This is a genomic window from Arthrobacter sp. NPDC057388, assembly GCF_042668165.1.
GTDB lineage: Bacteria > Actinomycetota > Actinomycetes > Actinomycetales > Micrococcaceae > Arthrobacter.
Genome location: NZ_JBHVBL010000050.1, coordinates 1 through 13,627, shown reverse-complemented (window position 1 = coordinate 13,627; position 13,627 = coordinate 1). Strand labels below are relative to the sequence as shown.

General features: G+C 67.7%; 15 protein-coding genes. 11 read left to right on the top strand and 4 right to left on the bottom strand.

What is annotated here, in order from left to right; translation table 11 throughout:
• Positions 1-180: 180 nt before the first annotated feature.
• A complete protein-coding gene (locus ACFUTU_RS18425; RefSeq protein WP_377966874.1) occupies positions 181-927 on the top strand; it encodes an HAD family hydrolase in 747 nt (248 codons plus the stop codon).
• A gap of 71 nt (positions 928-998) precedes the next feature.
• Positions 999-3,365 carry a glycoside hydrolase family 65 protein gene (locus ACFUTU_RS18420; protein WP_377966872.1) on the top strand — a complete coding sequence of 789 codons (2,367 nt, stop codon included), beginning with the start codon at positions 999-1,001 and terminating at the stop codon, positions 3,363-3,365.
• A gap of 7 nt (positions 3,366-3,372) precedes the next feature.
• On the opposite strand, the gene ACFUTU_RS18415 is transcribed toward ACFUTU_RS18420, so the two are convergent.
• Positions 3,373-4,707, bottom strand: a complete 1,335-nt coding sequence (locus tag ACFUTU_RS18415) for an MFS transporter (protein ID WP_377966870.1) — start codon at positions 4,705-4,707, stop codon at positions 3,373-3,375.
• A gap of 61 nt (positions 4,708-4,768) precedes the next feature.
• Here ACFUTU_RS18415 and ACFUTU_RS18410 point away from each other — a divergent pair, with 61 nt between their 5' ends.
• From ACFUTU_RS18410 to ACFUTU_RS18400, 3 genes are all read left to right on the top strand, one after another.
• On the top strand, positions 4,769-5,359 hold the full coding sequence (locus ACFUTU_RS18410) for a hypothetical protein (RefSeq protein ID WP_377966868.1): 591 nt from the start codon (positions 4,769-4,771) through the stop codon (positions 5,357-5,359).
• A 111-nt stretch (positions 5,360-5,470) separates the two neighbouring features.
• Positions 5,471-6,340 (top strand): hypothetical protein, encoded by an 870-nt coding sequence (locus ACFUTU_RS18405; RefSeq protein ID WP_377966905.1) that lies wholly within the window; start codon positions 5,471-5,473, stop codon positions 6,338-6,340.
• The gene (locus ACFUTU_RS18400; RefSeq protein ID WP_377966866.1) at positions 6,324-7,073 is read left to right on the top strand and encodes a LamB/YcsF family protein; all 750 of its coding nucleotides are present in this window, start codon (positions 6,324-6,326) and stop codon (positions 7,071-7,073) included. Before ACFUTU_RS18405 ends, ACFUTU_RS18400 begins: the two co-directional genes overlap by 17 nt.
• Before the next feature lie 48 nt (positions 7,074-7,121).
• Here the strand turns inward: ACFUTU_RS18400 and ACFUTU_RS18395 are convergent, their stop codons facing one another.
• Positions 7,122-8,483 (bottom strand): DUF445 domain-containing protein, encoded by a 1,362-nt coding sequence (locus ACFUTU_RS18395; protein ID WP_377966864.1) that lies wholly within the window; start codon positions 8,481-8,483, stop codon positions 7,122-7,124.
• 50 nt (positions 8,484-8,533) lie between these two features.
• On the opposite strand from ACFUTU_RS18395, the gene ACFUTU_RS18390 reads away from it, so the two are divergent.
• The 4 genes from ACFUTU_RS18390 (at position 8,534) to ACFUTU_RS18375 (ending at position 11,334) form a co-directional block, all read left to right on the top strand.
• Positions 8,534-9,460 (top strand): glycerophosphodiester phosphodiesterase, encoded by a 927-nt coding sequence (locus ACFUTU_RS18390; protein WP_377966862.1) that lies wholly within the window; start codon positions 8,534-8,536, stop codon positions 9,458-9,460.
• Positions 9,461-9,472: 12 nt separating this feature from the next.
• Positions 9,473-10,267 carry an AzlC family ABC transporter permease gene (locus ACFUTU_RS18385; protein ID WP_377966860.1) on the top strand — a complete coding sequence of 265 codons (795 nt, stop codon included), beginning with the start codon at positions 9,473-9,475 and terminating at the stop codon, positions 10,265-10,267.
• Positions 10,264-10,575, top strand: a complete 312-nt coding sequence (locus ACFUTU_RS18380) for an AzlD domain-containing protein (RefSeq protein WP_377966858.1) — start codon at positions 10,264-10,266, stop codon at positions 10,573-10,575. The genes ACFUTU_RS18385 and ACFUTU_RS18380 overlap by 4 nt, the downstream gene beginning before the upstream one ends.
• 105 nt (positions 10,576-10,680) lie before the next feature.
• Entirely contained in the window at positions 10,681-11,334 is a 654-nt protein-coding gene (locus ACFUTU_RS18375; RefSeq protein WP_377966856.1) for an SIS domain-containing protein, read from the top strand.
• Positions 11,335-11,388: 54 nt separating this feature from the next.
• On the opposite strand, the gene ACFUTU_RS18370 is transcribed toward ACFUTU_RS18375, so the two are convergent.
• Together ACFUTU_RS18370 and ACFUTU_RS18365 are read right to left on the bottom strand one after the other, a co-directional pair.
• On the bottom strand, positions 11,389-11,586 hold the full coding sequence (locus ACFUTU_RS18370) for a hypothetical protein (RefSeq protein ID WP_377966854.1): 198 nt from the start codon (positions 11,584-11,586) through the stop codon (positions 11,389-11,391).
• Positions 11,587-11,791: 205 nt separating this feature from the next.
• The gene (locus ACFUTU_RS18365) at positions 11,792-12,412 is read right to left on the bottom strand and encodes a TetR/AcrR family transcriptional regulator (protein ID WP_377966852.1); all 621 of its coding nucleotides are present in this window, start codon (positions 12,410-12,412) and stop codon (positions 11,792-11,794) included.
• 112 nt (positions 12,413-12,524) lie between these two features.
• Between ACFUTU_RS18365 and ACFUTU_RS18360 the strand changes: the two genes are divergently transcribed.
• Together ACFUTU_RS18360 and ACFUTU_RS18355 are read left to right on the top strand one after the other, a co-directional pair.
• Positions 12,525-12,860, top strand: coding sequence for an MTH1187 family thiamine-binding protein (locus tag ACFUTU_RS18360; protein WP_377966850.1), 336 nt, complete (start codon positions 12,525-12,527; stop codon positions 12,858-12,860).
• 44 nt (positions 12,861-12,904) lie between these two features.
• Positions 12,905-13,582 (top strand): O-methyltransferase, encoded by a 678-nt coding sequence (locus ACFUTU_RS18355; protein WP_377966848.1) that lies wholly within the window; start codon positions 12,905-12,907, stop codon positions 13,580-13,582.
• Positions 13,583-13,627 lie beyond the last annotated feature (45 nt).

The window sequence follows — 13,627 nt, the reverse complement described above, 5'->3', positions numbered from 1 at the left end:
AAACAGAACCCTTCGGGACCGCTGTGTGCCGCTGTGTGCACAGAGCGGCAGGTCCCCGGAGCGGCAGGTCTGGTACGACACAGGTCCTGCAGGCATACGCACTCTTGGTCACCGGCGACCACATTCCTGGTAATTCCCAACATATTGCTGTCCGACCCCCGAAAGGACACGGAACAAAGCATGACCGAAACCCTGAATACCGATGCTGGCAGCCGGCCCAACAGCTGGACCGGCGCCGCCGCCATCCTTTTCGACCTGGACGGCGTGCTCACACCCACTGCCGTGGTCCACGAGCGTGCCTGGCAGGAACTGTTCGACGGGTACCTCGAAACCGTTCCCGAAAAGGACGGGTACCGGGAGAGCGACTACTTTGACCACATCGACGGCAAGCCGAGGTTCGACGGCGTGCGGGACTTCCTGACATCCCGCGGCATCACCCTCCCCGAAGGCCCGGCCGATGACCACCCGGACAACGTCACGGTCCAGGGCCTCGGCAACCGGAAGAACAGGATCTTCAACGACATTGTCAGTGCCGGGGTGGAGCCGTATGCCGGATCGGTGCGGTTCCTCGAGGCCGCACTGGACCGCGGACTGCAGGTCGCCGTCGTCTCCTCCTCCCGGAACGCCCCTTCGGTGCTGCGTGCAGCCGGGCTGGCGGACCGCTTCACGGTGGTCGTCGACGGCGTTGTGGCCGCTGAGCAAGGCCTGCCCGGCAAGCCGGCTCCCGCGACCTACGAGTACGCGGCCCGGCTCCTTGGCCTGCCCAGCGAGGAGTGCATCGTCGTCGAGGACGCGGTCTCCGGCGTGCAGGCGGGCAGCGCCGGCAATTTCCACTCCGTTATTGGCGTGGACCGCGGCGCAGGGCGGCAGACACTGCTCGACGCCGGCGCCACCCTTGTGGTCAATGACCTCGAGGAACTTCTCTAGCCCCGCAGTCCCCGTGCCGGGTCCCCCAGCCCGGCAGAACTTCCCGCACCACTTTCAAAGGAACGCCACTCATGGCACTCATCAACGCCGACCGCGTCCGCTTCCCCAATGATCCCTGGAAGCTCGTGGAGACGAGCCACGCACCCGGCGACGCCGGAACGCTCGAAACGCTCTTTGCCCTCGGCAACGGCCATCTCGGCGTCCGCGGCGCGCACTGGGCCGCGGCCGACGCCGAGCTGCCCGGCAGCTTCATCAACGGCTTCCATGAAATCTGGGACATCAAGCACGCCGAAAATGCCTACGGTTTTGCCCGCACCGGCCAGCGCATCCTGTACATCCCGGACGCCAACAACTTCACGGTCATCATCGACGGCGAAATGCTCAGCCTTGCCGAATCGGCAGTGCTGGACTACCGGCGGTCCGTGGACTTCGCCACCGGCATCTATGAGTGCAGCATCGTCTGGCAGTGCCGTTCCGGCGCCACGGTGACCACCGTCGAGCGGCGGGCCGTGGGCTTCGACTCGCGCGGCAGCCTGGGCATCTCCCTGGAGGTTTCCTCCGACCGGGCCGTCTCCGCGGACGTCACCTCGTCCGTCATCAACCGGCAGGACCAGCCGGTGGAGGACCATTCAGCGCACGACCCGCGCCGGGCCGGCCGGCACGCGGGCCGCGTCCTGCTGCCGCTTCGGATGGAGGGCGGCGACGGTTCGCTCCGCCTGTCCTGGGAGGCCGCAGAGTCGAAGCAGCGGGTGGGGATCGCCGTCGATCACTGGACCTCGGCGGGCCACCAGCCGTTCGATACCCTCGTGGACCAGGATGACAGCAGCGTCCGCTATGTGCTGGCGATTGCCGCCGAAGAGCCGTTCCGCCTGGAGAAGAGCGTCAGCTACGCCGTGGCCAGGGGAGCCCTGGCGGGCCGGCCCGGTGCTGCGGATGTGGAAGCCGGGGAGGACCCGGCTGGTGCGGCCGAGGCCGGGCTGAAGCCGGTGGGCGACGTCTTTGCCGAAAGCGAGGCACACTACCGCAGCTACTGGGCCAGCGCCGACATCCAGGTGGGTGCACAGCCTGAGCTGCAGCAGGCCATCCGGTGGAACCTCTTCCAGCTCGCGCAGGCCACCGCCAAGGCGGGAGTGGCCGGCATTCCGGCCAAGGGTGTCACCGGTTCGGGCTACGACGGGCACTATTTCTGGGACCAGGAGGTCTACCTCCTGCCGTACCTGACGTATTCAAACCCCGACGGCGCACGCCAGGTTCTGGAGTTCCGCCACGAGATGCTTCCGGACGCCAAGATCAGGGCCAAGGAGCTGAGCGTGGACGGCGCGCTGTTCCCCTGGCGCACCATCAACGGCCTCGAAGCCAGCGCCTACTATGCCGCCGGAACGGCGCAGTTCCACATTGCCGCCGCCGTTGCCTTCGCCACCAACAGGTACGTCTGGGCCAGCGGCGACTCCGAGTTCTGCGCCGGCATGGGCGCAGACCTGCTGATTGAAACTGCCCGCATGTGGGCGTCCCTGGGCTTCTTCGGCAAGGACGGCGCTTTCCACATCCACGGTGTGACGGGACCCGACGAGTACACCGCCGTGGTGAACGACAATCTCTACACCAATGTCATGGCCAGGTTTAACCTGCGGGCCGCGGCCACGCTGAACCACCCGGCCGTGGACGACGCCGAGCGGGAGCTGTGGGAGGCCGCCGCCGAGCGGATCCAGCTGCCCTTCGATGAGCACTTCCAGGTGTACTCGCAGGACAACGACTTCATGACGCTTGAGCCGTGGGACTGGACGACGCCGCGCTCCAAGTACCCGCTGCTGCTGAACTTCCACCCGCTGGTGATTTACCGCCACCAGGTGCTGAAGCAGGCGGACACCGTGCTGGCCATGTTCCTGCAGTGGCAGGAGTTCACGGCCGAGGAAAAGCGCCGGGCCTTCGACTTCTACGATCCCATCACCACGGGCGACTCCACCCTCTCCGCCTGTGTCCAGGGAATCATGGCCGCTGAAGTGGGTTACCGCCGGGCTGCCCTGGAACACTTCACGAACGCCGTGTTCATCGACCTGGACAACTCCCACGGCAACACGATCGACGGCGTCCACATCGCCTCCACCGGCGGAGTCTGGAGTTCGCTGGTGTGCGGCTTCGCCGGTCTCCGCGACCAGGGGCCGGTGCCGTTCTTCGATCCGCGGCTGCCCGAGGAATGGGAGACGCTGCGCTTCCACCTCAGGCTGCAGGGACGGTTGCTCCTGGTGGAACTCGACCAGGGTGCCATTACGCTCACCGTCCTCGACGGCGGAGCGCTGGACATTGACGTGCGCGGGGTCCGGCTCACCGTGGCTTCCCAACCGGTCCGCGTTCCGCTGGAGCCGGTGCACGTCCCCGAACCGTCGGTGTTCCCCAGCGGGCCGCCAACGGCGAGCATCCCGGTGGTCCGGGCCCACTAGCTGTCTTTCAGGTGGTGGCCCCGGCCCCCGTCGGCAGGGGGCCCTTGTGCTCGAGCGGGTGGGCCACCTCGTCCACGGACATCCGGGCCGCCAGCAGGGCCACCACCGCCATGACCGGGCAGACCCCGCCGGCAACCAGGAAGATGAGCCAGATCGGGAGCACGGAGGCAGCCGGGCCGGCCAGCGCCATGGACACCGGCATCAGCGCCAGGGACACGAAGAAGTCCAGGCTGGACACCCGTCCCAGGAGGTGCGGGGGCACCCGGCGCTGGAGCAGTGTTCCCCAGATGACCATGCCCACGCTGCCTGTGGCGCCAAAGATGAAAACTGCCAGGGCGAGCAGCCAGAAGCTGTCCATGAGTCCTACGGCTGCGAGCGGCAGCGTGCCTGCTCCCCAGCAGACCATCATGACGGTCAGGTACCGGCGCGGCAGCCGGACCGACGCCGTCACCAGCGATGCCACGGCGCTGCCCACTCCCATGACCGCCAGCAGGAACCCGAACATGCGGCTGTCCCCGCCCAGCTGGTCCCGGATGACGAAGGGCAGGAGCACCTCGATGGGGCCGATCAGGAACAGCACCGAAATGCAGGCCCACAGCAGTGTCCAGAGGAGCCACGGCGTCCGGACGGTGTAGCTGACACCCTCCCGGAGGTCGGCGAAGAACGAGGTCCTGGCTGGTGCCTTGGCGGAGCCGCCCTCCACTTCGCCAGTGTGTCCTGCGCCGTCTTCACCCGTGCCAGGTGCCTCGAGGGCGTGCCGGCCGAGGAAGTTCAGGACGATGAACGCCAGCAGGTGGCATACGGCAACGCCGGTCACGGCATGCGACGGCGACAGGGCCGCCACGACGACGCCGGCCACCGCAGGGCCCGCCGCCTGCTGAAGCGTGGGACGCAGGGTCCCTTCCATGCCGTTGGCTGCCAGCAGGTCCTCCGGCGGCAGGATCCGCGGCAGAATCGCTGAGTACGCCGGGAAGAAGAAGGCCGCCCCGACCCCGAGGACGAAAGCGCCGGCCACCAGGTGCCACAGCTGAAGCCAGCCGGCCAGAGCCAGCCCGCTGACCGCGGCTATGACGGCGAGGTTGGTGCCCTCGACGGCGATGATCAGCAGCCGCTGCGGGACGCGGTCCGCTGCAATGCCCCCGGCAAGGACGAACGCCACCAGCCCAACGCTGCCGGCAGCCGCCACCAGCGAGAGTTCGAGCGGGCCGCCGCCGATGTGGATGACCTGGTAGACCATCGCCACGGCCCACATGCCCGAGCCGAAGATGGAGATGGCCAGGGCGCCGATCAGCACACGGTACTCACGGTGGGAAAAAGGCCGAAGGGCGCGGGGAAGGGGCACAGGGCAATCTTAGGACGCGCCTCTGTCCGGCGGAACGCGTCCGGCGGGATAGGCTCTAGCCATGGGGAACACACCGGCCAGGCCGGGGCGGCGCACTGTGGCGCTGATCGGCGCAAACGTTGGCCTTGCCCTGCACCCGGTGGACCGGAACGGCGTCCACATCGCCGGAGAGCCGGCCAGCTGCTTTGCCTCATTCTGGATGGCTGACTGGTCCCGGTGGGGAAGCGGAACGGCCCTCATGGTGGCCACACTGCAGGGATGGCGCAGCTACGGCTCCAACGAACTTCTTGCCTCGACCCTCGCCACCGAGCTGACCCGCTTTTTCCCGGAGGCGGCGCGCTTTCCGCTCGGCGCTGTGGGCCACACCCACGACGAGTTCGACGTCGAACTGGACCTTGAACGTGGCTTCCGGGCAACCGGACGGCGGGCCGCCATCGAGGTCTCCGGTGTACTGGACCGGCGCCAGTTCTCCGCACCCGACTTTCAGCTGGGGACGGCGAATGCGGCGATGAGCAACGTCTACCACCCCTGCAGCGGGGGCAAACTCTCCGAGTTCGGAGTCGAATGGCCCGGCGAGCCCACGGTCTATCCCGGACCGCGCGGGCCCTCATCGTCCGCGTACATGGCGGTGGCCGAGTCCTGGGCGCTGTGAGGGATTTGCGCGTGCCGGGGTGATCAGCATGCTTGGCATGTTGGGTTGTGCCCTAGTGTTAAGGCTAGACGGCGGTCTCCGGCCGCCGGTTGTTCCGACGTAGAGGTGATGATGGCCAACCGACGCAACCCCGCGATGAGAATCGCGCAGGAAACAGCCCACAACGCCGTGTTCGACGCCCACGGCAATCCCAAACCCGGTGTCCACAACCTGCTGCTGCGGGCCGTGGAGATCCAGCGGCCGCTGGTGGTCGCGAACATCCGCCGGCTCCAGCGCCGGAATCCGCGGGCGTCCGCCGCCCAGCTCGCAGACATCCTGGAACGAGACTACCTCCGGGCAGTGACCGGTGGGGGAGCGCTGGTGGGGGCCACCGCCGTCGTGCCCGGCGTGGGCACTGTGGCGTCCCTCGGGCTGTCAGCCGCCGCCACCGTGGGGTTCCTGGAAGCGACAGCCCTCTACGCCACCTCGCTGGCCGAGCTGCACGGCATCCGGATGACCGACCCGGAGAAGGCCAGCACCCTGGTGATGGCCGTGATGCTCGGCGAGGAGGGAACCGCGCTGCTGGGTTCCCTCAGCGGCCAGGCCCTGGGCAAGGGCAAGGGCGCAAGCCAGGCCTGGGGAAACGTGCTGGCGGGCAGGATGTCATCCTCCGGGGCCGGTTTCATCCGCGAGCGGATCCAGAAGGCCTTCCTGCGGAGCCTGCTCAAGCGCCAGGGAAGTGCCCTGTTCGGACGTGCGCTGCCGTTTGGCATCGGAGCCGTGGTGGGCGGCGCCGGCAACCTGATGATGGGCCGCACCGTCGTGGCGAATGCCAAGGAAGCCTTTGGGCCGATGCCGGACACGGTGCCGGGCGAGCTCAACGTCGGCGGGCCGCGCAGAACCCTGGAATCCGGCGCTGCGGACAATGAAACAGCAGTGGACAGTGAAACCGCTGCGGACAGTGAAACAAGGGAAGGCGGCGCGGGTGGATCTGAACGCTGACCTCGGGGAGTCCTTCGGCTCCTGGACCATGGGCGACGACGCCGCCATGTTCGAGCTCGTCACCAGCGCCAACGTGGCCTGCGGCTTCCATGCCGGAGACCCCGTGACCATGCTGGACAGCTGCCGGGCGGCTTACGAACTCGACGTCACGGTGGGCGCGCATGTGGGCTACCGGGACCTCGCCGGCTTCGGGCGGCGTTTCCTGGACATGTCCTTCGATGAGCTGTTCGGTGACGTGCTGTACCAGTTGGGGGCGCTGGACGGAGTGGCGCACGCGGTGGGCGCCTCGGTGGACTACGTCAAGCCCCATGGGGCGCTTTACAACCGGGCGTTCCATGACGCCGGGCAGGCTTCCGCGCTGGTGGCTGCCATCCAGGCCTACGATCCCGGCCTGCCGGTGCTGGGGCTTCCCGGATCCGAGCTGCTCAAGCAGGCCCAGGACGCCGGGCATCCTGTTTTCCGTGAGGCATTCGTGGACCGCGCGTACCTGCCTGACGGCACGCTGGTGCCGCGCTCGCAGGAGGGTGCGGTTCTGCACGACGTCGGCCCGATCGTTGAGCGGGCCGTCCGCCTTGCGCTCAAGGGCGAGGTGGTGGCGGTGGACGGGACCGTGGTCCGGGTGGACCCCGATTCCCTGTGCATCCATGGCGACACCCCCGGAGCGGTGGGCAGGGCTGCCGCCGTCAGGGCCGGCCTGGAGGAAGCCGGAGTGGAACTGGCGCCGTTCGCCTAGGAAATCAGCCGGCAGAAACCTGAACGGCCTCCACGGCCGCCCGCCGGATCAGCCGAACGCCAGGTGCGCCACCGTGAAGATGGCGAGCCCGGCAAGGGACCCCACCACGGTGCCGTTGATCCGGATGAACTGCAGGTCCTTGCCCACCTGGAGTTCGATTTTCTGCGACGTCTCCTCCGCGTCCCAGCGGGCCACGGTATCCGTGATCACCCCTGCGATGTCCGACCGGTACGTGCGGACGAGGTAGCCGGCGGCATCGCCGATCCACGCGTTGACCTTGCCGGCCAGTTCGTCGTCGTTGACCAGCCGGGAGCCGAAGTCGCGGACCGCTGCCTTGAACTTCACCGTCAGTTCGCTGTCCGGATCGTCGACGGCGTTGAGCAGCGCGCCCTTGATGGTGGCCCAGGTCCGGGAAGCCAGCTCGCGGACTTCCGGATCCCCGAGTACCTGGGCCTTGATGCCTTCGGCGCGGGCAATCATCGCGGGATCGTGCTGCAGGTCCTGGGCGAGGTCTGTCAGGTACTTGTCGATGGACAGCCGGACCTGGTGCTGCTGGTCGTCCTGGACTGCGCGGGTGAATTTCAGCAGCTCGATATAGACCTTGTCGCCCACCAGGCCGTCCACGAAGCTGGGCACCCACTGCGGGGAGCGTTCCGTGACCAGCCGGCTGACCGTCTGGTGGTTGGCCGCCACCCAGTCCGCCGCCCGGTCCACCAGGAGATCCACCAGCTTGTGGTGGTGCCCCTCAGCGAAGACCCGCTCGGCCATGCGTCCCACGGGAGGTCCCCACGGCGGAGCCAGGAGATGCTTGCGGACCATGCCCTCGATAACTGCCTGGACGTCGTCGTCGTTCAGCACCTTGAACGTGCCGCGGATGACGGCGGCACCCTCCTTGGCCACGCGTTCGGCGCCGCCCGGCCCGGACAGCCAGCTGCCCACCTTGGCGGAAATATTCATGCTGGACAGCTTGTGCTGGACCACCTGCTCGGACAGGAAGTTCGTCTCCACAAACTCGCCCAGGGACGCACCGATCTGGTCCTTGCGGCGGGGAATGATGGCGGTGTGCGGAATCTTCAGCCCCATGGGGTAGCGGAACAGGGCGGTCACCGCGAACCAGTCGGCCAGGGCGCCCACCATCCCGCCTTCCGCCGCGGCCCGGACGTACTCCAGCCACGGGTACTGCTTCTGCAGCGCGAAGGCCACGACGAACACCACTGCCATGGCAATCAGCAGGCACAGCGCCACCAGCTTCATCTTCCGGAGGGCGGCCGCCTTTTCCGCGTCGCCCGCCGTGAGCTGATGGGGCCGGGCGGCGGGCGGGGCCGCCGGCCGGTCCTGACCCGGATGCTCAGCGGTTGCCTCACCCGGGGGAGATGCCAGCTGGGTGGTTGGTTCAGAGTTCACCTGCATGTGCCAAGCCTAGTCCCGCTTTGGCGGCCGCGGTCGGCTAACGTGTGACCATGACAGCCGACGAGTCAGCCCGAGCCCGTCCCCTGGTCTACGCCCACCGGGGTGCCAGCGCGCATTTCGCCGAGCATACCCGCGCCGCCTACCTTCGCGCGCTTGCCGACGGCGCGGACGGCGTCGAGTGCGATGTGCACCTCACCCGCGACCAGCATGTTGTCCTGCTGCACGATTCCAACCTTGACAGGACCTCGGACGGCACCGGTCCCGTGGCCGAGCGGACCGTCGCCCAGCTGCGGCTGCTGGATTTTTCCTCCTGGAAGGGCGTCCGGATTCCCGAAGCCTACGGGCCAAGGTCCGACCAGTTCCTCACCCTGCCCGACCTGCTGGACCTGCTCCGGGCTGCCGGACGGGACGTCGGGCTCGCCATTGAGCTGAAGCATCCCAGCCCGTACCAGCTGAAGCTGGAGGACCGGGTACTCGAAGTGCTGCGGGCGGAAGGATGGGACGCCCGCACGTCCCGGCTGGACAACATCAGGGTGACGTTCATGAGCTTCAGCCCCGACTCGGTCCGGCACCTGCGCAAGGCGGTGCCCGCGGAGTTCATCTGCCAGCTTGTGGATGATGTGAACGTCACCGAAATCCGCGAAGAACTGGGGTTGGGGCCCTTCACCGGCAGTGCGGTGGCCAACGTGATGAAGGCGGCGCAGCTGGAGGGGGAGCGGATTCTTAACGACGGCGAAGTGGGCATGGCCGGACCGGGCATCGACTACGTACGCCGGCACCCAGGCACGGTGGGCCGCTGGTTGGCTTCCGGCCGCCGCTTCCGGGTGTGGACCGTGGATGCCGGCAAAGATGTGGCCCTGTGCCGGGAACTCGGCATCCAGGAGATCACCACCAACCGGCCGGCGCAGGTGCTGGCCCAGCTCCGGCAGCCGGCCCTGGCAGCCGGCACTGCTACTCAATCCCCGCCGCCGCTGTGATTGAGTGGGGGCATGCCCATCACCTGGCCCCCAGGCCTCCTGCGTTCACCGGCGGTCCGCGTCGGACTGTCCATTAGCGTCGCCACCGGTCTTTACGGGGTGTCCTTCGGCGCGCTTTCGGTCACCTCGGGGCTGGACTTCTGGCAGACCATGGCCCTGAGCCTGCTGCTCTTCAGCGGCGGCTCCCAGTTCGCGTTCATCGGGGTCGTCGCCGGCGGCGGGTCGGGTCTGGCTGCCATGGGGGCGGCCACGCTGCTGGGAATGCGCAACGGAATCTATGGCATGCAGCTCAACGTGCTGCTCCGGCCGCGCGGATGGCGCAGGTACGCCGCGGCCCACGTGACCATTGACGAGTCCACGGCCACCAGCACCGGGCAGTCGGATCCCGACGAGCAGCAAAGGGGCTTCTGGGCCGCCGGCGTCGGGATCTTCGTGCTCTGGAACGTCTTCACCGCCGTGGGGGCCCTCGCCGGAGGCGCGCTGGGAGACCCGAAACAGTGGGGGCTCGACGGCGCGGCAGTGGCGGCTTTCCTCGGCCTGCTCTGGCCGCGGCTGAAGGGCCGGGAACCGGTGGCCATCGCCGTGGTTTGTGCCCTCGCGACGGTGCTGGCGGTGCCGTTCGTCCCGGCCGGCGTGCCCATCCTGATCGCCGCGGTGGTGGCCGCCGTTATCGGCTGGCTCAGCCACGGCCGCCAGGACGAAGGGCTTGAACCCGATATAGACCCCTACACGGAGCGGCATCCGGGCCAGCACCCGCCCGGCGGGCACTCCGGGGCCGGCGGAACCAGACCCGAGGGTGCCCGATGAGCCTCTGGGTGTGGTTGCTGCTCTCCTGCCTCTTCGCCTACGCATGGAAACTGGTGGGCTACCTTCTCCCGGCAAGCCTGCTGCAGAACCCCCGGATGTCCCGGATCGCAGGCACCATGACCATCGGGTTGCTGGCGTCCCTGACGATCGTCAACGCACTGGCCAGCGGGCAGGCACTGGTTCTCGATGCCCGGCTGGGGGCCTTGGCGGCGGCCGCTGTGGCGCTGCTCCTTCGGGCGCCCTTCCTTGTTGTTGTGCTGGCGGGGGCCGGAGTTGCCGCGCTCCTCCGGCTTGCGGGCTGGAGCTAGCGGGGGAAGCGGCCCTCCGGTGGCTGCGCCAACCACGGACCACAGTGCTTTTCAGTGACGCAGATCACAGCCGTTGTATGCTCTAAAGGAAGAGGAGTTGTACAAATGAAAGCCGTCAGCAGACTGTCCCGGACCCGCGCCACGGACGCGCCGTTCGAAATGAAAGCCCCGGTGGACATCGTTCTCGAGCACCTGCGGCAGGTGGGCCCTGCAGTAGCGTCGCTGAGAAATGAGTCCTCACGCCTGGCCAAGTGGGGCGAGGAACTGGCCCACCGCCTGCTTTCCGGGAACCGCCTCGTCGCGGCCGGAAGCGCCGGTTCGGCGGCGGAGGTGCAGCAATTCACCGCCGAACTGCTGGGGCGGCATGCGAGCGAGCGCCAGCCGTTTTCCCTCATCGCTCTGCGGCCCGGTGTGTCAGCAGGCGCGGCCCCGGACAGCGCCGTCGAAATTGCGCAGGGGCACGCGGATGAGGTCGCCAGCCTGGTGCGGGCGCATATCCGTTCGGACGACGTTCTCCTGGTGGTCTCCGCCAGCGGGCACAGGCATGCCCTGCTGGAAGCTACCGCCGCCGCGCGTGCCGCCGGAGCCACCGTCTGGGCGGTGACGGGGGCGGCGCCCAACCCGTTGGCGCAGGCTGCGGACGAAGCGATATGCATCAACGCTCCCAAACCGCAGGTGCGCGAGGCGCAGCTGATCGCGCTGCAGGCCATGAGTGAATGCCTGGCCGCCGCCCTGCATTCGCTGTCCGCCCGGCCCTGACTGCCCGCGCTGCAGTCCTGACCGCGCGGGCAGCGCCAGGCTCAGTCTGCAGGTTCAGGCTGCCCCGTAGGCGTCCGGGGAAGCCTGCTCGGACCGCCGCGCGAGCTCTTCTGTGGCCAGGTCATACCAGTCCTGGGCGCCGAATACAGGCGTCGGCGTATCGAGGTTCCGGTAGAGCGCGTCGACGATGATGCTGAGCTCGTCGGTGGAGGCCGCGGTCAGGGTGGTTTCAGGATCCGTTGAATGCTTCATGAAGTGCGCAAGCTGCGAGCGGTTCATGATGCCACGGCCGGTCTGAATTGAACACGTGCAAGGAATGACATGGTGTGCTCCGTATAGGGAACTGCCCGAGGCTGACTTCCTAACCCACCGGTGTGCCTAGCTTACTGTGCAGGGGCTGTGTGCGGAATACGCCGGACGGGCCCGCGTTAAAGTGCGCCCTGGCGGTTTGGAACGCCTAGACGACCTGCGCGGAAGGCAGCGGCACCTGCGGAGGCAGCGGCCTGGTGGGCCGTTCCGCTCGGATGGCGTCTTCAACGAGGGCCGACGGCCGGCGCCAGGCATCGGAGCCTGGTTCCATGGTGTCCACCACTCCGATCAGCATTGCCAGGAGCCGGACCATGTCTGTCAGCGAGATGTCCACCCGCAGCGTGCCCTGGTCCTGGCCGCGGCCCAGGAGGACACCGACGGACTCGATCAGGCTCCCGGTAATACCGGTGAGCAGGTCCCGGCGGCCGGCCACGGCGCCGAGCAGGTTGGCATTGTCACTGGCCGCAGTCATCACGGCGTCGATGACCTGGAACAGGCCCTCGGCCGCATCATTGCCGGCCAGCGCGACGTCGATAACCGGATCCACGTTGAGCCGGAGCTGGCGGTTCAGGGCTGCCAGGACCAGCTGTTCCTTGTCCGAGAAATTCCGGAACAGCGTCGCCGGCCCCACCCCCGCGGTGGCGGCAATGGTCTGCAGCGGAACATCGGGGCCGTACTGCCGGAAACACTCGCGGGCGGCATTGATGATCTTGTCCACGTTGCGTGCAGCGTCGGCACGAAGTGGCTTGCGCTCTACTGCGAGGTTCATGGAACCAAGGTTAGCAACGCTGTGTCAGCCTGACTCCGTTACCGGTTGGTAGCGCCGAATATGACACAGCACACGTTCCGGACGGCCGATTCCGTCGTGTCAGACTGGACGCATGTTGCTTGCATTCTCAGTCGCACCTTCCGGAATTCCCTCCGATCCTGCCTACGCCGCGGCAGGCGCCGGTGATGCCTCCGTCCACGACGCCGTGGCTGCCGCCGTCAAAGTTGTCCGGGACTCCGGCCTGCCCAATAAGACCGATTCGATGTTCACCACCATCGAGGGTGAGTGGGATGAGGTGTTCGACGTCGTCCGGCGGGCCACCGAGGCGGTCGGCAAATTCGGCAGCAGGGTGTCGCTGGTGATCAAAGCCGACATCCGCCCGGGTTATTCCGGCGAGCTCACCGCCAAGGTCGAGCGCCTGGAGAATGCCCTGTCCGACGGAAACTGACAGGGAGCCTGGCTGGGCCGGGACCTTGCTGGCAGACTGTGCGCATGTTTGAGCACAAGCCGCGGCCGGAATGGACGGCCGTAGAAGAATATCTGTCCGATGTCGTCGTCCACCCCGACGAGGCCGTCCGGCGCGCCGTCCGGTCCGCCGAAGAGGCGGGGATGCCGGCAATCGAGGTGACCCCGAACGCCGGAAAGCTTTTGAAGCTGCTGGTGGCGGCGTCCGGTGCCCGCAGGGTGCTGGAGATCGGCACCCTGGCCGGTTTCAGCACCATCTGGATGGCCCAGGGAATGCCCGACGACGGGCGGCTGGTGACGTGCGAATATCTCCAGAAACATGCCGAGGTGGCCCGGGCCAACGTCGACGCGGCGGGCATCGGCCACAAAGTGGAGATCCGGACGGGCGCTGCCCTGGACACGCTCGCCGCCCTCGAGGCCGAGGGTGCGGACCCGTTTGATTTCGTCTTCATCGATGCCGACAAGGAAAACAACCCGCAGTACCTCGACTGGGCGGTAAGGCTGGGCCGGGCCGGAACCAGCATTGTGATGGACAACGTGGTGTGGGAGGGCGTGGCGCTTGATCCCGCCATGGATGAGGTCAACGCCCCCGGAATCATCAGTGCGCTGAAGATGATGGGGGAGGACAGCCGGCTGGACGCTACCGTCATCCAGACCGTGGGTTCCAAGGGCTGGGACGGTTTCGCGCTCGCCGTCGTCCGTTAGGCCGCCGCAACCCAAAGGCACCGCCCGCGTACCGGTGTACGCGGG